Origin of the sequence: Mariniflexile sp. AS56, assembly GCF_030552475.1 — a bacterium.
In the GTDB taxonomy this organism is placed as follows: Bacteria; Bacteroidota; Bacteroidia; order Flavobacteriales; family Flavobacteriaceae; genus Mariniflexile.
Window position 1 is genome coordinate 18792 of sequence record NZ_JAUPED010000021.1, and the last position, 21932, is coordinate 40723.

The window sequence follows — 21932 nt, forward strand, 5'->3', positions numbered from 1 at the left end:
TATATTTAATTGCTTCTATCGTTTCTTCGTCTGTCGTTATTACGTTTTGGACGACGGCTACTATCATTCTTTTTAGTATTCGAATTGGCAGAGCGCTCGTTGTTTCTAGAGCGGTTTCCACCTCCACCACCACGTTGTTGGCGCTTTTCTGGTTGGGTTGAGGCATTTGGGTCGGGTTCAAAACCTTCTACTATTTCAACAGGAATTTTAATACCTACTAATTTTTCAATATCACGTAAATACACAGTTTCATCGGCACTAACCAATGAAAGTGCTTCACCACTAGCTCCTGCTCTACCTGTTCTACCAATACGGTGCACATAATCTTCAGAGATATTAGGCAACTCAAAATTAATAACGTGTGGTAATAATGGAATATCCAAACCACGAGCAGCAATATCTGTTGCTACTAAAACACTTACGCTACCATTTTTAAAACCACCTAAAGCCTTGGTACGTGCGCCTTGACTTTTGTTTCCATGTATAGCGGCGGCTTTAATACCTGCCTTAGCCATTTTTTCACATAGTTTATTGGCGCCATGTTTGGTACGTGTAAATACCAATACTTGTTTCCAGTTACCATCTGAAATTAACTTAATAATCAAATCGGTTTTTAAGCCTTTGGCAACACGATATACTTTTTGGGTAATAGCATCAACCGTTGTGTTTTCTGGAGTCGCTTCTACTTGCACTGGGTTGCTTAAAATACCATGTGCTAGTTTCTTTATATCTGGAGAAAAAGTCGCCGAAAACATCAGGTTTTGACGTTTTGCTGGCATCATTTTAATAACACGTTCTATATCACGTAAAAATCCCATATCTAACATACGGTCGGCTTCATCTAAAACCAAAATCTCAACACGCTTTAAGGATATGTGATTCTGATTTATTAAATCTAGTAAACGTCCTGGAGTTGCTACCAAGATATCAACACCTTGACGAATGGTGGCGACTTGTGGATTTTGATTCACACCACCAAAAATAACGGCGCTGCGTAATTCTAAAAATTCACTATACTCTCTTACGTTAGCATATACCTGTGCTGCTAATTCACGCGTAGGCGTTAAAATTAAGGCACGAATGGGTCTGTATTTTTCTTTCGGATTTTCTGATAGAATATGTAAAAGCGGTAATGTAAAACCTGCTGTTTTACCCGTTCCTGTTTGAGCACTTGCCAATACATCTTTACCTTGTAATATGTGTGGAATTGCTTTTTGTTGAATAGGACTTGGAGTAGTGTATCCCTTTTTGCTAATAGCTTTTAGCAAGGCTTGAGATAAGCCTAATGAGTTAAATTGCATATAAATTGTTTGGTAGCCCTTAGTTGGGCATTTTGAGATGACAATCTATAAACTAAATATCACCTCTATTTTTAATTAAGCAACAAAGATACTGTTATTTATTTAGATTGTTAGAAAGGGCTTTATATTGATTGTTTAATGGAAATGGTCAATTATCAAAATAATGCCTTACTTAGAACAAAACCGTTTCACAATGCAATTTGATGAATACAAATTATAAAGTCCTAATAATGAGTTACATTCAAAGAATAATCATTACATTAGGTTATATAAAACACTCTCATTCAACAATTTACTATCTAATCAATAGAGAAAAAATAAATACTTCGGATTGGCCAACCTAAATGGCTACATAATAATATACAGACTCTCCCTAGATCTAGTCGCTATAATTGAATTATAACATTACGAATCTAAACAAGTACATTATGAATCCAACGAATGAAAATCAAATAAATCCTTCCAAAATATTACAAATTGGAATGGGATTTTGGGTCTCTAAAACCCTTCTAACAGCTGTTAACCTAGGCTTATTTACACACCTAGCCAAAGGCGCCTTATCGGGTCAATCTATTCAAAATAAATTAGGTCTAAACCGTAGGTCGCTCTTCGATTTTCTAGATACCTTAGTCGCATTAGGCTTTCTTCAACGCACAGGTTTAAAAGAAACAGCTATTTATACTAATGCGAACGATTGTAACTTATTTTTAGACAAAACCAAGCTACATAAGTGGCATATTAGAAATGTCTAATAATAGATTATTTTCTTTTTGGAATGATTTGGAAACCTGCCTAAAAACAGGCCTACCAGAAAACGAGACAAAAAATGGAGGGCCGTCGCTGTTTGAGGCTATTTATGCCAAGGAAGACCGCCTTCGTGAGTTTATACATGGTATGGGCGGTATACAAACTTCATGAAACTATCCCATGATTTTGATTTTTCCAAATATAAAACACTTTGCGATGTTGGCGGATCTGGAGCAAACCTGTCCATGCATATCGCCAAAAACAACAGCCATATGCAGTGTACTTCTTTCGATCTACCAGCAGTAGCTCCCATAGCTAAAGAAAATGTCTTCAAAAAAAAAGCGCCCAATTATATCGCTATAATTGGGGCGCTTTCACTAACAAAAAAACCAAAAACCAAACTCTTCAAAAGGTTTTTAAAACCACTATTTTTTTATTTATTAATATCTTATTTTTTTCTTCTAATGAATCCCTCAATTAAAAGTATGACTCTTTTATATTTTAAAATGTATAGGTTATACTTCCTTTAATAGAAAATGGTGTTCCTGGTGTAAAGTGAATTTCCTCAACGGATTGAGCTTCATTTTGAAGTCTCGATTCAGTAGCGAACTGAGTTTCATTCCATTCAGTATTAAATAAATTTTCAATAACCAATCCTAAAGTGATGTTACTAAATTTGTAATTGGCATTAAAATCGGTTACAAAATAACCATTTGCTACAATGCTATTATCTTCATTTGCCGGTCTGTCGTCCACATATCTGTAATTCATACTGCCTGAGAAACCTTGCAAATCATTAATAGACAAGCCTCCTGCCATGGTAAAATCAGGTGCCAACGGAATATAATTTTGTCCGCTTACCTCTTCAATACTGCGAGCATGTGTATAAGTGGCATCGGTATCAAAAAACAACCATTTATTTAATTGGAATCGTACACCTAAATCACCTCCATAACGCGCCGTTTTTCCGCTAGGTTCTACAATACCCGCATCTCCTACATACACAAACTCCTGTTCTAAAAACAAATACCATAATGCTGAATTAACAATAAGTTTAGGTGCAGGTTTCCAGGTAGTTCCTAAATCCAAACCATACGATCGTGGCAACACTTCTTTACCTTGTTGACTAACAACCACACGAGTATCGTTTGAATGAAAGCCTATACCAGATTTTAAGTACAGTTGCAAATTGGATGCAGCATCAAGATAGAAGTTAAGTTTCGGACTTAAAATAGTTTTTGTTTCAGCTTGAGATGTATAGTTGGCTTGCAACTTATCATGATACTGAAACTTAAAATAATCTAAACGTAATGCTGGGGCTATTTTAAATTTACCAAAATTAAACTGCATATTAGAAAACGCACTTAGATTGGTTTGGTTTAAATCACCTAATTGAATTTGTTCTAAAATAGTACTACGGTTTAAAGTATGAGATAACTCAATATCATTAATAATATCATGCCTTAAGCTAATACCCGATGTGGTTGTAAGCTCGGTAGTTCCTAAACGCAATTCATTAGTTACAGATGTATTAAAACCTAATATACTTCGGTCTTCTTTTTGTTTAATTTGATCGCCATTAGCAGCATCTTCTAAAAAAAACGTGAAATTTGAATATAGCTCAAATCCATAATGCGAATAAAACACATTGGTTTTTAAGATTGAATTATCTGAAATGTATTTATTAAATTCTACATTGAAATTGGTGCGTTCTGTGTTACCTCCTTCGGTATCATCAATAGATCCAAAACGGGTAATATTTCCGTTATCAACCTCACGCTGTGGAATTTGTCCAGAAGCATCCCACCTACTTGTAAAATGTGAAAAGCTTAATGATAGCTTATCGTTATTAGGCGAAAAACTTACATATTTCCCAAATAGATTCAGCCTATTAAAGTTTTGAGGAGACTCATAAGGACCATCATTAGCAATATACTCCGTTGCTAAATAAGCATTTTGATTTTTAGTAGTTTCCAACAAGTTAAACAAACCTAAGGTCCGAACACTATTAAATTGACCTACAGATAAAGACACTGAACTTTCTTTTAAATAATCTTTAGTTGCAAAATCAACATAGCCAGCAGTGGCAAAATCGCCATGATTAGCATAGTACGACCCTTTACCAAAGTCTATTTTATTAACCGTTTCTGGTATTACAAAATGTAAGTCGCTATACCCTTGCCCATGTGCATGCGATACCATATTTATAGGCATCCCATCAACAGATAGTGAGATATCAGTACCATGGTCTATATCAAAACCTCTTAAAAAAATTTGTTCTGCTTTACCTCCCCCTGCATGTTGACCGATTATTAAACCAGGTACTTTTCGCAATATTTCTTGAGAAGAATTCACGGGATTATTTTTTATATCCAACCTAGTAATACTACTTACTGGATTTAAGGTTTCAGTAATAACCAATTCCTCTAATTGAAACGACTTTTCTTTTAAAGAAACAATTAACTTACTATTAAAATTTGAAGCATTCAAAGCAATGCTTTTATTTTGAAAACCTAAAAGCCCAAATCTTATTGAATCTCCCACAGTATTATTATCTAAAACAAACACACCGTTTTCAGAAGAATGGGCATGACTTTTTGAGTTTAAATTATAAACATATGCAGCTTCTAAAGGTTGATTAGCTTCATTAACTATTACACCTTTTATTTGTTGCGCGCTTGAAACAGTTACAATTGCTAATAAAAAAACAAGTAGACTTAATTTCATGAGGTTTCTTTAAATTTTATTGATTTCAACTTCCATTAATGGACCAAGTTCGTAAATACTTTCTAATAAATCTGCTTTCAAATTTTCAGCCTGCTTTAATTTTCCATTAGCTTTATAAACTTCCGCTAAATGATATAAGGCTTTAGGCTCTGATGTTTTTCCAGAAACATGTTGCTCCATAATTTCTAAAGCTTGTTGTGTTTGACCTTTTTTATGGTAAGTCCATGCTAACAAATCATAAGATAAAGGTGTTGGTCTATTACTAATTTCTGTTTGAGCAATCGCTAAAGCTTCATCTAAATTTTCTGAAGTATTCGCATATAACACCACATTGTAAGCATTATACATATCGCCATACATGGCGTTTTTAACAGCTGTTTTATAAAGTGCCAACTGTTCATTTTTCATAGTTTCATCACCTTTATACTCAGCTATTTCAGCTTTTAACAAATAGTAATCGGGTGCATTATAGGTTTTAGTTACGGTATTTAATATGCGTAAAGCTTCGTCTGGGTTTTTCTCGTGTGCATACACAATCCATGCGATGCCTTTCTTAGCGTACGCATCATTAGGGAATAACTCTAAAGCTTTCATAAAATGATTGTAAGACGCTTCAATATCACCATGATGCCCATAAAAATCACCTAAATTGGTATAAACCCATTGCTTTGTACTTGGCACGTTTGAAAACTCTGCATTGTCTCTAGCTTTTTCTAAATACTTGATGGCTGCATCTAAGTTACCTCTGTGATCACTCCATTTGGCCACACGTATTAAATAATCAAAATCTCTATCATCGCTAAAAGCATCTAAATAGCCTTTTGCTAATTCATAATTACCTAATTCTAAATGCACATCGAATAGCATTTTTTGAGTACCCTCTAATTTATCGCCATTAGCTTCTGCTTTATTTAATAAAACTAAGGCTTCCTTAAATTTATGTTGTGAGATATAGTTTGCTGCAAGTCCCTTTAAGAACCCTGAATTATTTTGGTTTGTAATGTCGTTAAGCTCTAAATAAGAAGCTTCGGCATTTATAAGGTATTTGATATCTCCTGTTATAGCGAATAATTGGCTATAAGCACTGGCTATTTTAGCTAAATATGGAAATTGATTGGGTTGCTTATCTAACTTTTGTTGCCAGAAGTTAAGTTCTGCATGTGCGTTTTCCAACGCTGTAGTATCTGAAGATTCTAAGTAAACATTATAGGCTTCACTATTGGTTATTTGTTTTGAAGATGTTGTACAACTTAACGCGGACGCAAGTACACAAAACATCATTATAACTTGTAATTTCATGGTCTTTGTTTTTTCGGTTTTTGTTTTTTGTTTTTGTTTGATAAAATTCTGGAACAAGGAGAGATATAGGTATTTACTTGTTCCAGAATGGTATTAACCAGATGCGTTTTAAAGCATCATGTAATTTGGATGTCATTTCGAGTAATCCCAATTTTATCAGGATGGTATTGAGAACTGGTTTTTATTGCTCTCTTTACTAATTTCTCTATTTATCATTCGTGAAACGCACTCGAACTGACTAGATTTGGCCAAATAACAGTTGGATTATTTAGATTCTACCAAGGAGAAGCTAAATAAGGAAATGAGGCAAGAAAAGGTTTATCGTTTGCGTCTACGTTATCGTTAGAGAATTGTGGGTATTCAGTAAAATCTTCTCCACCAAAAATAAGTAGTAATTCAACTGTAATAACGTCATCAGCTAATGCTCTACCTGAAAGTGTGTTTTCTGCAACACCATCAAAAAATGTAGTTTTACCATCTAAAGACACATTTAACACATCTGTAGATAAGAAACCTGTAAATTCTGCTGCTGTTAAATTTAAAGCATTTTTATCGGTATCGTTAGCAAAAGCAGGGCTTAAAGCTTGTAAATTTGCTTGAAACATACTTTGAAACGCTGCGTTTTGTTCTGAAGGTATTGTTACATTAAACATATCTTTACTTGCAGCAGATGTAAACACAGTATTAACTGCTGGTCTACCCATTTGATCTTGTTGTGCATAGGTTCCAGAAAAATCTGGTGCCATCATGCTTGTAGTTTCTTCTTCTTTATCAGAGCAGTTAAATGCCAGTAATGAAACTGCAAATGCGACTGCTAATACTTGTATTCTTTTAATATTTTTCATAATTCTAATATTTTAAATGGTTTTTTTATTATTTTCTTTTAGATTCTACCCAAGTGTTAATTTTACCGCTTCCACCAATCATAGATTTAGGCACTTCAACTACTATAGATAATACATTCGATCCTGCAAACGTATCAGACGCTTCTCCTTGTGGTAAAAAGCCTGATGCTTCTCCTGCAATAATCGCAGAGTACTGTGCAAAGTCAAAAAAGAAAGGATCGTCTCTTGGTCCTGCAAAAAAGGTCATACCGCCGTTACTTGCTATTTTAGCACTGCTACCGTAAGCTGTAATGTCTACCATACCACCTGCAGTTGCAGTCGATTTAATAGTACTGTTAAGTCCAGCTTGTCCTGGAGCAACAGGTCCGAAGAAATACATTTTACCATTTCTAGGAATTGCTTGAATTACTAAGTCTTCAATATTGTCGCCAGTGTTATCGATGTTAAATTCAATTAATACATCTTCTTCAAACATAGCACCACTCGTTGCTGTTGGGCTTAATAAGCCTTGTACGTTAGCAACAAATACTAAGTTACTTGTGTTTTCACCTTGAAAGGCATAAAAATCGGTAATATCACTACTACCACCCTTTACTGCTGGCGCATCGATATGATCGGCCGCAATTACGAAGAAACTAGCTACTGCTAAAACTCCAATTCCAAATACTGTTTTTAAATTTTTCATGTTTTTTGAGATTTTATTATTAGTTATTTATTTGACTCTCACACATACCTACGAAGAAACTCTAGAAGCGGTTTTGTTAAAATTATGTTAACGTAAAATATTTGCTAGTAATACGCCTAAAACATTACTTTTGCAGCTACAAATAATCGCGTTATGAACCCATCAGCTAACGGCTGGATAAAAAAATTACTTAAGGAAGTGACTAAGAACACTTCTTTTTTAAACGTTGAAAGTGAAACATTCTATAACGCTTTAAGAGATTGCGGCTTTATTTATGGAAGTAACTTTGATATTGTTTGTAATGTTATTTCTAATAATGATTTCACAGATGAAGAGCTTTCTAAGACTAATTTATGCTTAGCTCTCCTATATACACATACCAACTCGCGAAGTGAAATTCCTTTTGTTGATAGTGTTATTAACTTCTATACCGAGATAAACGAACTTAAAACCTCCTTCTTTTTAGGGTTTCTTGGCGGAAAGAAGTCTAGTGAACAATTAGAAAAAATAATACACAAGCGTATTCAAATAGATGATAACTTCATTACTAAGAACTTTAATTACTTTATAATTAATGCCCTATTATATGTAGATGTATTGGCTTATGAAGAATTTTTAAAGCTAGAATCGATATCTATTGATTATATAAAGACTTTAGAATCATCTATTGAAGCCATTTCTTTAGGTGCTTTAAATTCAAAAGCATCAAAAAATAAATATGATGATGGTTTAATTAAATTGTTTGAATCGTCTTTGCGCTTCCACGACAGTACACCTATTGTTTATTCCGAAGCCATAAAAAACATTAAAACCAATCTAGAAAAATATTATATTTTAGATTTAGCATGTATGGCAACTTGGAGTGATAAAACCATTGATAAGAAGGAACAACAATTTTTACTTCAATTAAGTGCTGCTTTATATGTAGATGCTGTCCATATAAAACAATCGATGCAAACCGTTAATACCTTTTATAGTGTACATAGAGACGATATTGCCTTGCTAGGGTCTAGCAACATGGCTAAAAGTTTTTATAACAACTCTAGTAAAATGGTTAAGAAACTAATTACTAGAAATAGCAAACGCCTGTATCAAGAGTTAAAAGACAGTAAAGAGCTTATGGTACTGCTTACACAATCTACCCAACGGGATTTAACGAGTATAGAACAGAAAAAAGTACAAGAGCAATTACTCGATATTTTCAAGTCTATTCCCAGTCTTGCTATCTTTCTACTTCCTGGTGGTGCCCTACTATTACCTTTGGTTGTTAAATTCATCCCCAAACTATTACCTTCTGCTTTTGATGAAAACAGAATTGAGGAATAATCATTTATAGTCTCAATTTTTTCATTAAATTTACCAATACTTCGTTAAACCTAAAATCCATTTTAAATTTTGAAGACATCCTATTCCGTTGCGGAAATTAACAGCATTTTAAACGGCGAGTTAGTTGGAAACACCACACAAACCATTGAAGGCCCAGAGCAATTACAAAATGCCAATACCAACCATATTACTTTTATAGGAAGTAAAAAATATGTGAAACATTGGGCCGACTCTAAAGCGTGTGCTGCTGTAATAAATGATAATTTAGACATAGAACCAGGTGATAACAGAGCATTAATTAAGGTGAAAAACGCCGATTTAGCCATGGCTAAAATCTTAGAACTTTTCAACCCAGCACCACCTGTATTCGATACCGATATTCACCCAACCGCAGTGATACATGAATCTGCAAAAATAGGTTCTGGCTGCAAAATTGGAGCCAACTGCTATGTTGGTAAAGATGTGGAATTAGGCGATGGGGTTATTTTATACCCAAACGTATGCGTGTTTGACGAAACTATTATTGGTAACAACACCGTTGTTTGGTCTGGAACCGTTATTAGAGAACGTTGTATTATTGGAAGCCACTGTATTTTCCACACGAATGTAAGTATTGGGGCCGATGGTTTTGGATACAGACCAAGTGATGATGGACGAGGCTTAGTTAAAATACCACAAATAGGTAATGTTATTATTGGGCATTATGTAGAAATTGGTGCCAACTCCTGTGTAGATCGTGCTAAGTTTAGTTCGACTATTATTGGCGATGGCTGTAAAATAGATAACTTAGTACAAATAGCACACAACAGTATTATGGGACGCTCTTGTATTATGGCGGGCCATAGCGGACTTGCAGGTTCGGTTACCCTAGGTGATGGCGTTATTATTGGCGGTAGCGCTTCTATTAAAGACCATGCCACCATTCATTCTGGTGCCACCGTTGGTGCAGGCTCTGGCGTTGTGAGCGATGTGGCTGCAGGTAAAACTGTTTTAGGCTACCCCGCACAAGATGCACGAGACATGCTAAAACAATGGGTTGCCATTAGGCAGTTTATGAAAAAACAATAATTTTATTATACAACGCATTCACAATTACCCAATAAAAGGCTTATGATACGAAATATTGAAAATATAGAATTAGAGTATTTAAAACTTGAAGACTACGACGAACTAAAAGAGGTTATGATTGAAGCTTACGCTACGATGCCTGGGTCGTACTGGAAAAAGCACCATATAGAATCTTTAATTAATAAATTCCCTGACGGCCAAGTTATTATTAAGGTGAATAACCAATTAGCAGGTTGTGCCTTATCTATTATATTAGATTATGATAATTTTGACCACAACCATACCTACGAAGAAATTACAGGAAATTTCAGCTTCAAAACCCACAATAATGATGGCGATGTACTTTATGGGATTGACGTTTTTGTGAAATCGGACTATAGAGGCCTACGCCTAGGGAGACGTTTATACGACTATAGAAAAGAACTAGCAGAAAAATTAAACCTAAGAGGTATTGCCTTTGGAGGTCGAATTCCAAATTACCACAAATATGCGGCCCAATTAAGCCCTAAAGAATATATAGACAGTGTGCGACGAAAAGAAATTCACGATCCCGTGTTGAATTTTCAAATTTCGAACGACTTTCACCCATCAAAAATTTTAAAAGGCTATTTGGAAGGCGATAAAGCGTCCAATGAATTTGCTGTGCTTTTAGAATGGGATAACATTTATTACGAAAAGAAAACCACCAAAGCACATATCAAGAAAAAAGTGGTGCGTCTTGGCTTAATACAATGGCAAATGCGTTTGTATAAAGACATGGAAGAACTTATGCAACAAGCCGAATTTTTCATAGACTCGGTATCTGCCTATCGCTCTGACTTTGCGTTGTTTCCTGAGTTTTTTAACGCGCCCTTAATGGCAGATCACAATCACATGTCCGAAAGTCAAGCCATTCGGGAACTTGCCAAACACACGCCTACCATTGTACAAAAGTTCTCAGAATTTGCTATTTCATACAACATAAATATCATTACAGGTAGTATGCCCGAGTTACGTGGCGACCTTCTATACAATGTAGGTTACCTATGCAAGCGCGATGGAACTACCGAGCGTTATGAAAAACTACACGTAACCCCCGATGAAGCTAAAGTTTGGGGTATGCAAGGCGGAAATGAATTAAGAACCTATGATACCGACTGTGGCAAAATTGGTATTCTTATTTGTTACGATTCTGAATTTCCAGAATTAAGCAGAATTCTAGCCGATGAAGGCATGGATATTTTATTCGTTCCCTTTTTAACCGATACTCAAAACGGCTATTCGAGAGTACGCCATTGCGCCCAAGCCCGCGCCATAGAGAACGAATGCTATGTTGCCATTGCTGGTAGTGTTGGTAATTTACCTAAAGTACATAATATGGATATTCAGTTTGCACAATCTATGGTATTTACACCCTGCGATTTTGCCTTTCCTGCAAACGGTATTAAAGCCGAAGCAACAACCAATACCGAAATGATTTTAATTGCCGACGTCGATATTGATATGCTACGTGAATTAAACCAATTTGGTAGCGTTAGAAACTTACGAGATAGACGAAAAGATTTATTTGAGTTAAGAAAGAAATAAATTTAGTTATAAAGTTTAAATGTAAATCCTGATAGCAACCTATCAGGATTTTTTTGTTTTACGTAGGAAAAAGTAATTATATTTACGACGCAACAGAAATAACAAACTTGGTATATCCTTACTTATTGGTGGGATATGGGGTGTGATGGTTATTTATTATATGCTGCCAACATTATAAACTAAACCGCTTCGTTAGAGAAATCTGAACTGAAATAACTCTGCTTTCTCGATTTATTCTTCCTTTGTTTGCTTATAAATAAACCCACAATTTGATAAGTTAATTCTTATCTTTAGAGCTTTTTACAAAATGCAATGATTATATCTTTTAAATAAATGGCAGGAATAGTAACAAGCGTAGAGGACCAAATGAAAAAACTTCGTAAAAGAGGTATGGATTTGGATTTAGAAGAAGATAAAATAAAAGAAATACTGTTAGATATTGGGTACTATCGTTTAGGATTTTACTGGCATCCTTTTGAAGTTGATGTAAAACATAATTTTGCAGAAGGAACTAAATTCTCAACTGTAATTGACCTCTATTATTTAGATGTAGATTTAAGATACTTATTGATTAAGTATATAAACAGGTTAGAATTAAATTTTAGAACTAACCTTATTTATTGGGCTTCTACGCATTATAACGATAATGCAATTTGGTACACAGATACCGCAATAATGGCAGAAGAATATTTGAAAGATATAAAATCACATTACAATAAGAATTTTAAAACGAAGAATATTCAAATTAGTAAGCATCACGCTAAATATCCCGATGATAAGTATGCACCTTGTTGGAAGACTTTTGAATATTATACATTTGGTTCAATAGTGAAAGTATTTCAACATATTATCGACCAAGATGTTAGGAAAGTAATTTCATTACAGTATGCAATTAAGAAACCTGATAGGCTTCAAAACTTTTTAGATACTTTGGTCTTTGTTCGTAACAGTTGTGCGCATAGTGGCGTGATATTTGATTTACATATAGACGAAGGTGTCAGTGGAGTACCAGACGTGCCTTTTAACAATGATTACAGCCATAGTTTAGATGCAGCAATTAAAGCCCTGCTTTTTTTAATGGATAATATTTCGAGCAATAGAAAGAATGATTTAGAAGAAAAATTAGTTAAATTATTCAATAAATTTGCAGACAATGTTGTGATAAAAAATATCATCGAAAGTAAATTAGGATATTATTATAATACGTAATTTAAAAAATATTTGTATATTTGTACTTCAAAAGTGTCCCATTAGTCATTTGCATTCGTGGTGCACTCAAAAAAAATAAACAACCTCAGATACTATCTGAGGTTTTTTTATGCTCTAATTTCACTTCCGAATATTAGTAATTTGACATCCTTAAAATAAAATTTTGAACTGATTTATATCTAATTTAATAGAAATCAAACTTAAGACATATAAAAGCGCTTATTTTCAACTTAAACAATGTTAGTTGCTTTGTTAATTCGCTTATTGTTTTATTCAAAAACCCTTAGAACCAAATACCTTATTATTTATACACCCAAACCATACACCACCTTTTAATGAATAACTGAAATGAAATAACAGAGTCTTTTAAATTCTTAAATGATTTTAATTTCAAAGGACCTATTATTTACCCTAATGGCGTTGAAACCAATTTTGATTATATATCAAAGTATTCCGTTATAAATATAACTTATGAACCTAACTATGAATTCTTAACCAAACTTATAAAGTTTAAAACGGAGTTAAATACTTCTGAACTTGAAAAAATGAGATGGAGAAAACTAAAAAAATCTGAGTATAAAGTTTACGAAATCGGGCTTTTTTTAGACCCAAAAAATAAGAGATAGTATTCATATTGAAAACCAAGGAGACAAAAACAGAGCATACTTTGCTACCCTGCTGAAATCAAACCAAAGTGTATTAGAACATAATTTTAATGATTTCAGAATTAGTAACTTGATTTTAAAATGGCTGCATTAAAAATCGCAGCGTACACATAGACCTTATAACCAACAGCAACTCCTGAAAATTCTAGATGTAAAATCGCACGTATTAAAAAAATTCGTAACTTGTGAAAAGCTATTAATCAGTAAAACAACTAGTTATGAAAAGAAAATTCACATGTGCAATGATTATTATTTTTGGAATATTAATTATGGGATGCAAACCAAAAGAAGAAAAAGTTGAAGTTGAAGAAATTAAAATTGATTTAGTAAACGATGAGTTTCCAGAGGCCAAACAAGAAGTAATGGAAACCTTTGGTGGTATTGCCCAAAGCATTAAAGATGGTGATTTAGACAAACTAATCTCCTACCATGCCTATGGTCCGAAATTCACCGAATTTAAAAATGGAGAACCAAGAAATGGCGGCGAAGCCAATGAAGCCCATGAACGAAATGTTTTTGGCTCTGTAACTGAAGTATTAAAATTTGATGCTAAAGATTTACAAATTGCCGTTTATGGCGATGTCGCGAACCTAACCTTTCATTCCGATTTTCATTTAAAATTTGGAGAAGATGTAGTGGTAGTGAACGACCAAATAACACTTTTGTTTGTAAAAACAGATCAAGGTTGGAAAATGGTTCATGAACATCATTCCCCTTTAGCTAAAGAAGATAGTTAAAAACACAGCACAATCCCAAAAAAGATAACTCAAGACTCCTTAAAGCAAGTTTTTTCACAAATAGAAAGCTTAGTTTTAAGGAGTCCTTATTTTTATACAGCACTAATTTTAAATAAAAAAGTAAAGCCATACCCACATATTAACACCTACTTTAACCTCCAAATAATAAATAAATGTTAAAACCTTTTCCTATTACTAACCGATTGTTTAGTTTTGTCCTGTAATTAAAAGTAATGGCTCGAAAAAAAGCATATATAGAAGAAGAGGTTATTGAAAAAGCGATGGGCCTATTTTGGCGCAACGGCTACGAATCTACTTCTATGCAAATGCTTGAAAAAGAAATGGGCATTAATAAGTTTTCCATTTACTCTAGTTTTGGAAGTAAACAGGGTGTATTTCTGGAAAGCTTAAAAAATTATAACAAGAAAATACACGTTATTTTCGACAAATTTAAAAACGCCAACAATGGCGTTCAAGACATTAAAGATTTTTTCTATGATTCTGTACATATTAGTAATCTAGAAGGCAATCATAAAGGTTGCTTGGTTACAAATACTTACAATGAATTTTCTGAAAGTGACGATCCGTTAATATCAAATCAAATGGCAGCATTCATGGATAATGTTAAAACATTATTTATAGAAAAATTAAGCATGGACGGAACTAAAGATGAAGAAACCATAAAGAAACAAGCTAATTTTTTACTATTAGCCAAACATGGTTTAGCCGCAGCAACACGTGTTAATACACAAAAAGAAATTGAAGATTATATAGAAATGACCTTCATGAATATATAAACATTTTTTTACCTAATAACTAACCGATTGTTTAGTTATTTAATACTAATTACAAATTTTAAAATAGAATAGATTATGACAACATTAAAAATTCACAACATCGAATCGGCTCCAGAAGCTAGCAAACCATTATTAGAAAAATCTCAAAAAGCATACGGAATGATACCTGGCTTACACGGTGTACTAGCAGGTGCTCCAGGCGCACTAGATGCTTACCAAATAATACATGAGTTATTTGTTAACTCATCATTTAATGAAGAAGAATTAACCGTAGTTTGGCAATCTATAAACGTTGAACACGCGTGTCATTATTGTGTACCTGCACATACTGGCATTGCAAAAATGATGAAGGTTGATGAAGCCATTACCGCTGCATTACGTAACGAAACACCTCTTGAAAACCCAAAATTAGAAGCTTTACGTACTATGACTTTAACGATTGTTCGTAATCGTGGTAATGTAACAGCACAAGATTTAGAAGCTTTCTATGCTGCAGGTTACGAAGAAAGACAAGTTTTAGAAATCATTTTAGGAGTATCTCAAAAAGTGATTAGTAACTATACAAACCATATAGCAAATACGCCCGTAGACGCAGCTTTTAAAAGCTTTGCATGGGAAAAAGGGAATGTGGCAAAATAAAACCACAGATTGATAGCCATAAACCTTCCGCTGTTTTTTAGGCGGGAGGTTTATTTATAACTAAAAAACATGATTAAACTAACAGTAATGTATCCAAATACCCCAGATACAACGTTCAATAAAACCTATTACACAAACCAACACAGTCAATTACTGTCTGATTTGTTGGGTGACGCCATCCTATCTTCCGATATTAATTTCGGGTTAACAGGAGCTTCACCAGAATTACCAGCTCCTTATGTGATTATTTCAAACCTCGTTTTTGAATCTTTGGAGTCATTTCAACAATCTTTTGGCGCTCATACTGAAGTTATTTTAGCAGATCTTCCTAACTTTACGAACGTGCAACCGCAAGTTCAAATTAGCGAAATCTTATAAAATAGGTTTCACTCTAAATACGATATTATGAAAGAAAAATTAAAAATAGACATCGTTTCAGATGTGGTGTGCCCTTGGTGCACCATTGGCTATAAACGCTTAGAAAAAGCCATTTCAGAATTAGGCCTTCAAGACCAAGTAGAGATTGAATGGCAACCTTTTGAGTTGAACCCACACATGCCTGCAGAAGGTCAAAATGTACAAGAACATATTGCAGAAAAATATGGTTCTACCTTAGAACAGCAAAAAGAATCTCAAGAACACATGGCAGAAGCTGGTGCTGAACTTGGTTTTACCTTTGACTATTTTGACGACATGCGCATGTCCAACACATTAGAAGCTCATATTTTATTAGAATATGCCAAAGCTTTTGGGAAGCAAACCGAGTTAAAAATGCGTTTAACAACAGCTTTTTTCAGTGAAAGAAAAGATGTATCAAAAAGAGACGTCTTAAAGGAAGCTTTACTGGATATTGGTTTAAATGCAGAAGAAGCATTAGCTAAGTTAGATAGTGACGATGCACGCTATGAAGTAAAAACGAAAGAAGCTTACTGGCAAAATATGGGTGTAAAATCGGTACCAACCATTGTTTTTAACAGAAAAAGTGCTGTAACTGGTGCACAACCAGTGGATGTATTCAAACAAGTATTGTCTGAACTTACAGCTGAAGCCTAAAAACCAAACCCTTATAAAAATAAGACCCATGGAACCTACAGGAAACCATAAAGAATTACAACGCCCAAAAGTGTTGTTTTTTGATGTAAATGAAACACTTTTAGATCTTACCAACATGAAAAAAAAGGTTGGTGACGCTTTAGGCGGAAGAGAGGATTTGTTATCATTATGGTTTACCACCATGTTGCACTATTCTTTAGTAACATCGGCTAGTGGACAGTATGAACATTTCGGTCATATTGGTGCTGCAACCCTGCAAATGGTTGCCGCCAATAATAACATCGTGATTTCTGAAGATGAAGCCCGAAAAACAGTTACCGAAGGTTTACAAGGTTTACCTGCGCACCCCGAAGTAAAAGCGGCTTTAACACAATTAAAAAATGCTGGTTACAAATTAGTTTCTTTTACCAATTCATCCAATGAGGGCGTAAAAAAACAATTTGAAAGTGCTGGTTTAACCGATTATTTTGACGCACGCTTAAGCATTGAATCTGTTGGAAAATTCAAACCCTTTACAAACACTTACGCATGGGCCGCCGAACAAATGGGCGAAAAACCAGAAGCATGCATGCTCATTGCAGCACATGGTTGGGATGTTGCCGGAGCCCTCTGGGCAGGTTGGCGTGCTGCCTTTGTAAGCAGACCTGGGCAACAACTTTTTCCTTTGGCGCCTAAAACAGAAATTGTAGCTTCCAATTTAAAAAAGGTTGCCGATATTCTTATAACTTACAAATAGTATATAATACCCTTTTCCGCTTCGTAATTTAGCTACTTTTGCGTTCTCGTAATGAACCCATAAGTGACTAAGGCTGCATTTTTCATGAAATGATGAGGTCTGAATTCAAATAACCACATGATAAAAAAAGTTGTAAAAATGACGACCATCACCATATTAGCATTCGTAGGCTTCTTAGTAATAGCCTATATCCTTTTTACAAACTTCTACCCTAGTTTTGGTGGTAAAATATCGAAAGAGCGCCACGTTATTTATGTTCAATCGGAACAATTTAGAGATGGAAAATTCAACAATACTCGTCCTGTTCCTAAAGATTTAAGTTTTACTGAAACTTTAAAACTTGCCTATACCTTTTTCACAACTAAAGTTCCTAACGGTCGCCCTAAACAAAACTTAGATGTAAAAAAACTGGATTCCACCCGGGTTGCAAATTACAGCAATAAGGCCAGAATGGTTTGGTTTGGACATTCGTCATTTCTCCTTCAAATGGAACATAAAAATATTTTAATAGACCCTATGTTTGGGAAAGTGGCGGCACCTCACCCCCTTTTAGGCGCTAACAGATTTAATACAGAGTTTCCCTTAGAAGTAGATAAGTTACCACAAATTGATGCTGTTATTTTTTCGCATGACCATTACGACCATTTAGACTATGAAACCGTTCTGAAAATAAAAGACAAAACTGGGCATTTCTTTGTTCCGCTTGGCGTCGGTGCCCATTTAGAAGCTTGGGGTGTTCCTAAAACTAAAATCACCGAATTAGACTGGTGGCAAGAAACTACTTTTGGAGACTTAACCTTTGCATGTACACCTGCACAGCATTTTTCAGGTAGAAGTTTTAATAATGCACAAAGCACCTTATGGTGTTCGTGGGTGATACAGTCTAAAACTGAAAACATTTATTTTAGCGGAGACAGCGGTTATGCGCCACACTTTAAAGAAATTGGCGACAAATACGGTCCTTTTGATTTAGCTTTAATGGAATGTGGGCAGTACAATAATATGTGGGCAGATATCCATATGATGCCCGAAGAAACAGCACAAGCAGGCTTAGATGTAAAAGCTAAAAAAATAATGCCTATTCACTGGGGCGGATTTAAATTAGCATTGCATGATTGGACAGATCCTATAAAACGGGTACAAGCCAAAGCCAACGAATTAAACCTGATGCTTATTACCCCAGAAATTGGTGAAGACATTCGTGTTAGTGATTTAGATAACCCTTATACAAATTGGTGGGAAGGAAAGTAATAACATATTACTCCAACCACGTCTTGAAATCCTTAACCCGTTCGCGAGCAACAATAACATCTTCTTCATTATAAGAGTTTAGCTTTATTTGTAAACGCGAATTGGTATAGCTCACCATATCTTTAATGGCATTAATGTTTACAAAGAATTTTCTATTAATACGGAAAAAGGTTTGTGGCTCTAGTTCGTTTTCCAATAATTCTAAAGTAGTGTCTAATAAATAATTCCTACCTTCTGTGGTGTGCAAATACGTGCCTTTATTTTCACTGTAAAAACATTCAATCTCGTCTATATTTACAAGTTTTAAATGCTGACCAACCTTTACCGAAAAGCGCTTTTTATACTCCCGGTCTATGGGGTTAACGAGTAGTTTCTTGATATCATTAAAATCTAAAGTAACGGCTTGTTTTTGCGGTAAGCGTTCCTGGTATTTTTTAACGGCATTTTCTAAATCGTAATCATCAATGGGTTTCAGTAAATAGTCTATACTGTTTAGTTTGAAAGCCCGCAACGCATATTCATCATAAGCTGTCGTGAAAATAACGGCCGATTTTATTTCAATAGCTTCAAAAATTTCAAACGAAAGTCCGTCGCTTAATTGAATATCAAGAAAAATTAAATCGGGATGTGGGTTATTATTAAACCATTCAATCGCTTCTTCTACGGAATGCAACATGGTTTCTGCTTCTATGTTTAAAACACTCAGCATGCGCTGTAAACGTCTTGCTGATGGTTTTTCGTCTTCTATAATGATGGTTTTCATGCGTTGGTGTTAATTTGTTTTTTTTTCAAAGTTGTAAAAGAATAAGGTTTTAAAGTTACAAAGTCTCAAATCGTTACTGAATACTGAAACTGCTTACTGCCACTGAACACTGCGACTCAATACTGCAACTGTTCACTAAAACCTCACTTCCAAGGTTTCTTATCCTTTTCCATAAGTTCTTTAATTTTACGTTCTTCCCAGTCCTTACCCAACATATAATTCGGCACAAAAACAGATACACCATGCGCCACTAAACCAATGCCCCAAAAAAACAAGGTTGTAAAATTATGCCATTGAAAATAGCTTTCCCCAGCATCTAAATTTTGAATATTAACAACCACTATCATCATATTAATAACTACGTACACTATCGCATGGGAGTAGAAACCTCTAATACGTTTTACGCGTTTTGCAGCACGCTCATAACGGTCTTTATCTATATAATTGCTTTCCATTATTTCCAGGTTTTATGATTTGACGATTCTTCTTTTTCTAAAATTTCTTGAATTTTACGTTCTTCCCACGATTTTCCGTATCCAAAAATACCAAAGGCGTGAAACGTTAAACCCATGCCCCACCCTAACATCGGGAACCAAAACCATTGATAACCCCACGAGGTCCTGTAGTTTATAAATATTAAAAAAGGGATGACGATGCAATAGGATAGTAAATTTGAATAAAAGCCTTTAATTTCTTGTACGCGTTTTTTGGCTTTGTAATAAGCATCTTGTTCGTTGTAATTTTGATTGGTTTCCATGTTGTAAATTTGTTTAGTAAGCATTGGTATGGCTACAGAGAACCGGTTTGCTTCTTTGTTAATATCTATTTTTTTTGTGGTTAATAAGTCGTAACGCTGCATGATGTTATTTAAACCTACACCACTACTTTTTTTAACTATTTGTTTAATTTGTAAATTATTTTCAACCACCAAACGGTCACCGGCTTCGTAAATTTTAATGTGCAATGGCTTGCTTGATGTGACAATGTTGTGCTTTACTGCATTTTCTAAAAGCAGTTGTAAGGATAACGGAACTACTTTGCTTTCTGGGTTGTTTGCGTTTTCAGGAATATCGAAAATAATACTGTCTTCAAATCGCATTTTTAATAGTGACATGTAGGTTTTAGCAAATTCCAATTCCTCGTCAACAGATACCAACTCCTTATTTTTTTGTTCTAAAACATAGCGGTATACTTTAGAGAGTGACGTTGTAAACTTTTGGGCGTTTACCGGATTCTCTTCAATTAAACTCGTTAGTACATTCAAACTATTAAACAGAAAATGCGGATCTAACTGGTTTTTTAAAGCATCGAACTTGGCACTTGCCGTACCAGCAATAACCTTTTGTTCCTTTATTTTGTTTTGTTGATACCTGTTATAGAAATACACAAAGTGAAAAATAATAACAATGGTTAAGGTGATCCACAATCCAAACTGGTAGTATGCGAATTTTTCATGCGCTATAAATTCTTGAAACGAACCGCCATAAAACACAATGGATGTAAACCCTCTAAGAAAAAACAAGCCTAATAAAGTTAATACTGTAGATCCCGCAATACCAATAACAATCCGTTTAATCCGGTCTGTTTTATCCCATTGGCGACATTCCAAATAATCGAAAAAAGACATATTACCAAAGCCCAAAACAAAACTGTATAATTGGTAAAGTGAAAAATTGATTAAAAATTCGTTTACACTTTCAAAATTAAAGCCACCAGACAAGGCGTTGCCAATTACAAAAACAGCACAACCTATTATAAAACTTAAAATAATTGATTTTTTTATTTTTTTCATCTGGTTATATTCTTTGCTTTTAATTGGAAACATTTAGCTTCCTTTTAATCAATTCTTTGGGCATCGAGAACTCGTTATATATGGTTCCTAACTTTGTTTTAAACTATTTACACGATTCTAATAACATAACAACACGATCTTTTCCCCAATTTGGACTAAACGGTGTTTCAGGTTTAAAGTTAGCAAAAAGTTCTAAAGCGCGTTCTAAATCCTTACAGAATGGCTTCGTATCTTGTCCAAAATACTTAGCACTCCCCATGTTCCACTCCGCTTTACTGTAAACAACTCGTGGGTTTTCTGGTGCTATCATTTCTGCTTTTGTGTATAATTCTACAACTTTGCCTGACAACGTCATTCCATACGTTGCCCCATCAAAAGACACCCAAGCGGTATGCAATAAGGCTTGAAGCACTAAAATTTCCGGATTGTTTTTAGAGATCGCTGTGGCATCGTTCAAAAAATCTTGAGCCTTTTTAAGTTGAGCCGTTAATTTTTCCTCATTCGTTTCCCCAAAACTACTAACAATATTAATTTGGGCAGCGTAATATGAGGGCAACCAATTATCGGGTTCTGCTTTTGCGATGCGTTCAAACAAATTAGATGCTTCGGTTGGGTTGTTGCTTCCCCAAAGTTCAAAGGCTTTTTGCATACCTTGTTCGTAATTAGTTTGTGCTGTTGTTATGGCTGAAACTAGAATTGCTGTGATGATGATTAAATTTTTCATGA

23 protein-coding genes are annotated in these 21932 nt (G+C 34.6%); 14 read left to right on the plus strand and 9 right to left on the minus strand.

Annotated features, from left to right (window positions below; translation table 11 throughout):
* Positions 1–5 precede the first annotated feature (5 nt).
* Entirely contained in the window at positions 6–1301 is a 1296-nt protein-coding gene (locus Q5N74_RS17180; RefSeq protein ID WP_304390232.1) for a DEAD/DEAH box helicase, read from the minus strand.
* Positions 1302–1729: 428 nt separating this feature from the next.
* Here Q5N74_RS17180 and Q5N74_RS17185 point away from each other — a divergent pair, with 428 nt between their 5' ends.
* Genes Q5N74_RS17185 through Q5N74_RS18990 form a run of 3 tightly spaced genes read left to right on the plus strand, consistent with a single transcriptional unit; the run spans position 1730 to position 2578 of the window.
* The gene (locus Q5N74_RS17185; RefSeq protein WP_304390233.1) at positions 1730–2053 is read left to right on the plus strand and encodes a methyltransferase dimerization domain-containing protein; all 324 of its coding nucleotides are present in this window, start codon (positions 1730–1732) and stop codon (positions 2051–2053) included.
* Complete coding sequence (locus Q5N74_RS17190) at positions 2046–2219, plus strand: hypothetical protein (RefSeq protein WP_304390234.1); 174 nt, start codon at positions 2046–2048, stop codon at positions 2217–2219. Before Q5N74_RS17185 ends, Q5N74_RS17190 begins: the two co-directional genes overlap by 8 nt.
* The gene (locus tag Q5N74_RS18990; RefSeq protein ID WP_369686040.1) at positions 2216–2578 is read left to right on the plus strand and encodes a methyltransferase; all 363 of its coding nucleotides are present in this window, start codon (positions 2216–2218) and stop codon (positions 2576–2578) included. The genes Q5N74_RS17190 and Q5N74_RS18990 overlap by 4 nt, the downstream gene beginning before the upstream one ends.
* Here Q5N74_RS18990 and Q5N74_RS17195 read toward each other — a convergent pair.
* From Q5N74_RS17195 to Q5N74_RS17210, 4 genes are all read right to left on the minus strand, one after another.
* Positions 2550–4775 (minus strand): TonB-dependent receptor plug domain-containing protein, encoded by a 2226-nt coding sequence (locus Q5N74_RS17195; protein ID WP_304390235.1) that lies wholly within the window; start codon positions 4773–4775, stop codon positions 2550–2552. The two genes, Q5N74_RS18990 and Q5N74_RS17195, sit on opposite strands and share 29 nt — an antisense overlap.
* Positions 4776–4784: 9 nt before the next feature.
* On the minus strand, positions 4785–6074 hold the full coding sequence (locus Q5N74_RS17200; RefSeq protein ID WP_304390236.1) for a cell surface protein: 1290 nt from the start codon (positions 6072–6074) through the stop codon (positions 4785–4787).
* 275 nt (positions 6075–6349) lie between these two features.
* A complete protein-coding gene (locus Q5N74_RS17205) occupies positions 6350–6919 on the minus strand; it encodes a DUF4331 family protein (RefSeq protein WP_304390237.1) in 570 nt (189 codons plus the stop codon).
* A 28-nt stretch (positions 6920–6947) separates the two neighbouring features.
* Complete coding sequence (locus tag Q5N74_RS17210; RefSeq protein ID WP_304390238.1) at positions 6948–7604, minus strand: DUF4331 family protein; 657 nt, start codon at positions 7602–7604, stop codon at positions 6948–6950.
* Between the two features lie 153 nt (positions 7605–7757).
* On the opposite strand from Q5N74_RS17210, the gene Q5N74_RS17215 reads away from it, so the two are divergent.
* From Q5N74_RS17215 to Q5N74_RS17265, 11 genes are all read left to right on the plus strand, one after another.
* Positions 7758–8930: an LETM1-related biofilm-associated protein gene (locus Q5N74_RS17215; protein WP_304390239.1), complete on the plus strand. Its 1173-nt coding sequence runs from the start codon at positions 7758–7760 to the stop codon at positions 8928–8930.
* Between the two features lie 69 nt (positions 8931–8999).
* On the plus strand, positions 9000–9998 hold the full coding sequence (gene lpxD, locus Q5N74_RS17220) for a UDP-3-O-(3-hydroxymyristoyl)glucosamine N-acyltransferase (protein WP_304390240.1): 999 nt from the start codon (positions 9000–9002) through the stop codon (positions 9996–9998).
* Positions 9999–10040: 42 nt separating this feature from the next.
* Complete coding sequence (locus Q5N74_RS17225) at positions 10041–11564, plus strand: carbon-nitrogen hydrolase family protein (protein ID WP_304390241.1); 1524 nt, start codon at positions 10041–10043, stop codon at positions 11562–11564.
* A gap of 333 nt (positions 11565–11897) precedes the next feature.
* Entirely contained in the window at positions 11898–12773 is an 876-nt protein-coding gene (locus tag Q5N74_RS17230; protein ID WP_304390242.1) for an Abi family protein, read from the plus strand.
* A gap of 883 nt (positions 12774–13656) precedes the next feature.
* The gene (locus Q5N74_RS17235) at positions 13657–14175 is read left to right on the plus strand and encodes a nuclear transport factor 2 family protein (RefSeq protein ID WP_304390243.1); all 519 of its coding nucleotides are present in this window, start codon (positions 13657–13659) and stop codon (positions 14173–14175) included.
* A gap of 233 nt (positions 14176–14408) precedes the next feature.
* Entirely contained in the window at positions 14409–14972 is a 564-nt protein-coding gene (locus Q5N74_RS17240) for a TetR/AcrR family transcriptional regulator (RefSeq protein ID WP_304390244.1), read from the plus strand.
* A 75-nt stretch (positions 14973–15047) separates the two neighbouring features.
* Positions 15048–15611, plus strand: a complete 564-nt coding sequence (locus tag Q5N74_RS17245; protein WP_304390245.1) for a carboxymuconolactone decarboxylase family protein — start codon at positions 15048–15050, stop codon at positions 15609–15611.
* 69 nt (positions 15612–15680) lie between these two features.
* Positions 15681–15989, plus strand: coding sequence for an EthD family reductase (locus tag Q5N74_RS17250; protein WP_304390246.1), 309 nt, complete (start codon positions 15681–15683; stop codon positions 15987–15989).
* 27 nt (positions 15990–16016) lie between these two features.
* The gene (locus Q5N74_RS17255; RefSeq protein WP_304390247.1) at positions 16017–16664 is read left to right on the plus strand and encodes a DsbA family protein; all 648 of its coding nucleotides are present in this window, start codon (positions 16017–16019) and stop codon (positions 16662–16664) included.
* A gap of 28 nt (positions 16665–16692) precedes the next feature.
* A complete protein-coding gene (locus tag Q5N74_RS17260; protein ID WP_304390248.1) occupies positions 16693–17400 on the plus strand; it encodes a haloacid dehalogenase type II in 708 nt (235 codons plus the stop codon).
* Positions 17401–17517: 117 nt separating this feature from the next.
* Positions 17518–18651, plus strand: a complete 1134-nt coding sequence (locus Q5N74_RS17265; RefSeq protein ID WP_304390249.1) for an MBL fold metallo-hydrolase — start codon at positions 17518–17520, stop codon at positions 18649–18651.
* Between the two features lie 7 nt (positions 18652–18658).
* Here Q5N74_RS17265 and Q5N74_RS17270 read toward each other — a convergent pair whose 3' ends face one another.
* The 4 genes from Q5N74_RS17270 to Q5N74_RS17285 form a co-directional block, all read right to left on the minus strand.
* On the minus strand, positions 18659–19414 hold the full coding sequence (locus tag Q5N74_RS17270) for a LytTR family DNA-binding domain-containing protein (protein ID WP_304390250.1): 756 nt from the start codon (positions 19412–19414) through the stop codon (positions 18659–18661).
* A gap of 143 nt (positions 19415–19557) precedes the next feature.
* Complete coding sequence (locus tag Q5N74_RS17275; protein ID WP_304390251.1) at positions 19558–19869, minus strand: 2TM domain-containing protein; 312 nt, start codon at positions 19867–19869, stop codon at positions 19558–19560.
* Positions 19869–21206 (minus strand): 2TM domain-containing protein, encoded by a 1338-nt coding sequence (locus tag Q5N74_RS17280; protein ID WP_304390252.1) that lies wholly within the window; start codon positions 21204–21206, stop codon positions 19869–19871. Before Q5N74_RS17280 ends, Q5N74_RS17275 begins: the two co-directional genes overlap by 1 nt.
* A 103-nt stretch (positions 21207–21309) precedes the next feature.
* Entirely contained in the window at positions 21310–21930 is a 621-nt protein-coding gene (locus Q5N74_RS17285; protein WP_304390253.1) for a hypothetical protein, read from the minus strand.
* Positions 21931–21932 lie beyond the last annotated feature (2 nt).

Coding starts and splice junctions, on each gene's coding strand:
- Q5N74_RS17180 (WP_304390232.1), bottom strand. CDS start 1,301: ATGCAATTTAACTCATTAGGCTTATCTCAAGCCTTGCTAAAAGCTATT.
- Q5N74_RS17185 (WP_304390233.1), top strand. CDS start 1,730: ATGAATCCAACGAATGAAAATCAAATAAATCCTTCCAAAATATTACAA.
- Q5N74_RS17190 (WP_304390234.1), top strand. CDS start 2,046: ATGTCTAATAATAGATTATTTTCTTTTTGGAATGATTTGGAAACCTGC.
- Q5N74_RS18990 (WP_369686040.1), top strand. CDS start 2,216: ATGAAACTATCCCATGATTTTGATTTTTCCAAATATAAAACACTTTGC.
- Q5N74_RS17195 (WP_304390235.1), bottom strand. CDS start 4,775: ATGAAATTAAGTCTACTTGTTTTTTTATTAGCAATTGTAACTGTTTCA.
- Q5N74_RS17200 (WP_304390236.1), bottom strand. CDS start 6,074: ATGAAATTACAAGTTATAATGATGTTTTGTGTACTTGCGTCCGCGTTA.
- Q5N74_RS17205 (WP_304390237.1), bottom strand. CDS start 6,919: ATGAAAAATATTAAAAGAATACAAGTATTAGCAGTCGCATTTGCAGTT.
- Q5N74_RS17210 (WP_304390238.1), bottom strand. CDS start 7,604: ATGAAAAATTTAAAAACAGTATTTGGAATTGGAGTTTTAGCAGTAGCT.
- Q5N74_RS17215 (WP_304390239.1), top strand. CDS start 7,758: ATGAACCCATCAGCTAACGGCTGGATAAAAAAATTACTTAAGGAAGTG.
- Q5N74_RS17225 (WP_304390241.1), top strand. CDS start 10,041: ATGATACGAAATATTGAAAATATAGAATTAGAGTATTTAAAACTTGAA.
- Q5N74_RS17230 (WP_304390242.1), top strand. CDS start 11,898: ATGGCAGGAATAGTAACAAGCGTAGAGGACCAAATGAAAAAACTTCGT.
- Q5N74_RS17235 (WP_304390243.1), top strand. CDS start 13,657: ATGAAAAGAAAATTCACATGTGCAATGATTATTATTTTTGGAATATTA.
- Q5N74_RS17240 (WP_304390244.1), top strand. CDS start 14,409: ATGGCTCGAAAAAAAGCATATATAGAAGAAGAGGTTATTGAAAAAGCG.
- Q5N74_RS17245 (WP_304390245.1), top strand. CDS start 15,048: ATGACAACATTAAAAATTCACAACATCGAATCGGCTCCAGAAGCTAGC.
- Q5N74_RS17250 (WP_304390246.1), top strand. CDS start 15,681: ATGATTAAACTAACAGTAATGTATCCAAATACCCCAGATACAACGTTC.
- Q5N74_RS17255 (WP_304390247.1), top strand. CDS start 16,017: ATGAAAGAAAAATTAAAAATAGACATCGTTTCAGATGTGGTGTGCCCT.
- Q5N74_RS17260 (WP_304390248.1), top strand. CDS start 16,693: ATGGAACCTACAGGAAACCATAAAGAATTACAACGCCCAAAAGTGTTG.
- Q5N74_RS17265 (WP_304390249.1), top strand. CDS start 17,518: ATGATAAAAAAAGTTGTAAAAATGACGACCATCACCATATTAGCATTC.
- Q5N74_RS17270 (WP_304390250.1), bottom strand. CDS start 19,414: ATGAAAACCATCATTATAGAAGACGAAAAACCATCAGCAAGACGTTTA.
- Q5N74_RS17275 (WP_304390251.1), bottom strand. CDS start 19,869: ATGGAAAGCAATTATATAGATAAAGACCGTTATGAGCGTGCTGCAAAA.
- Q5N74_RS17280 (WP_304390252.1), bottom strand. CDS start 21,206: ATGAAAAAAATAAAAAAATCAATTATTTTAAGTTTTATAATAGGTTGT.
- Q5N74_RS17285 (WP_304390253.1), bottom strand. CDS start 21,930: ATGAAAAATTTAATCATCATCACAGCAATTCTAGTTTCAGCCATAACA.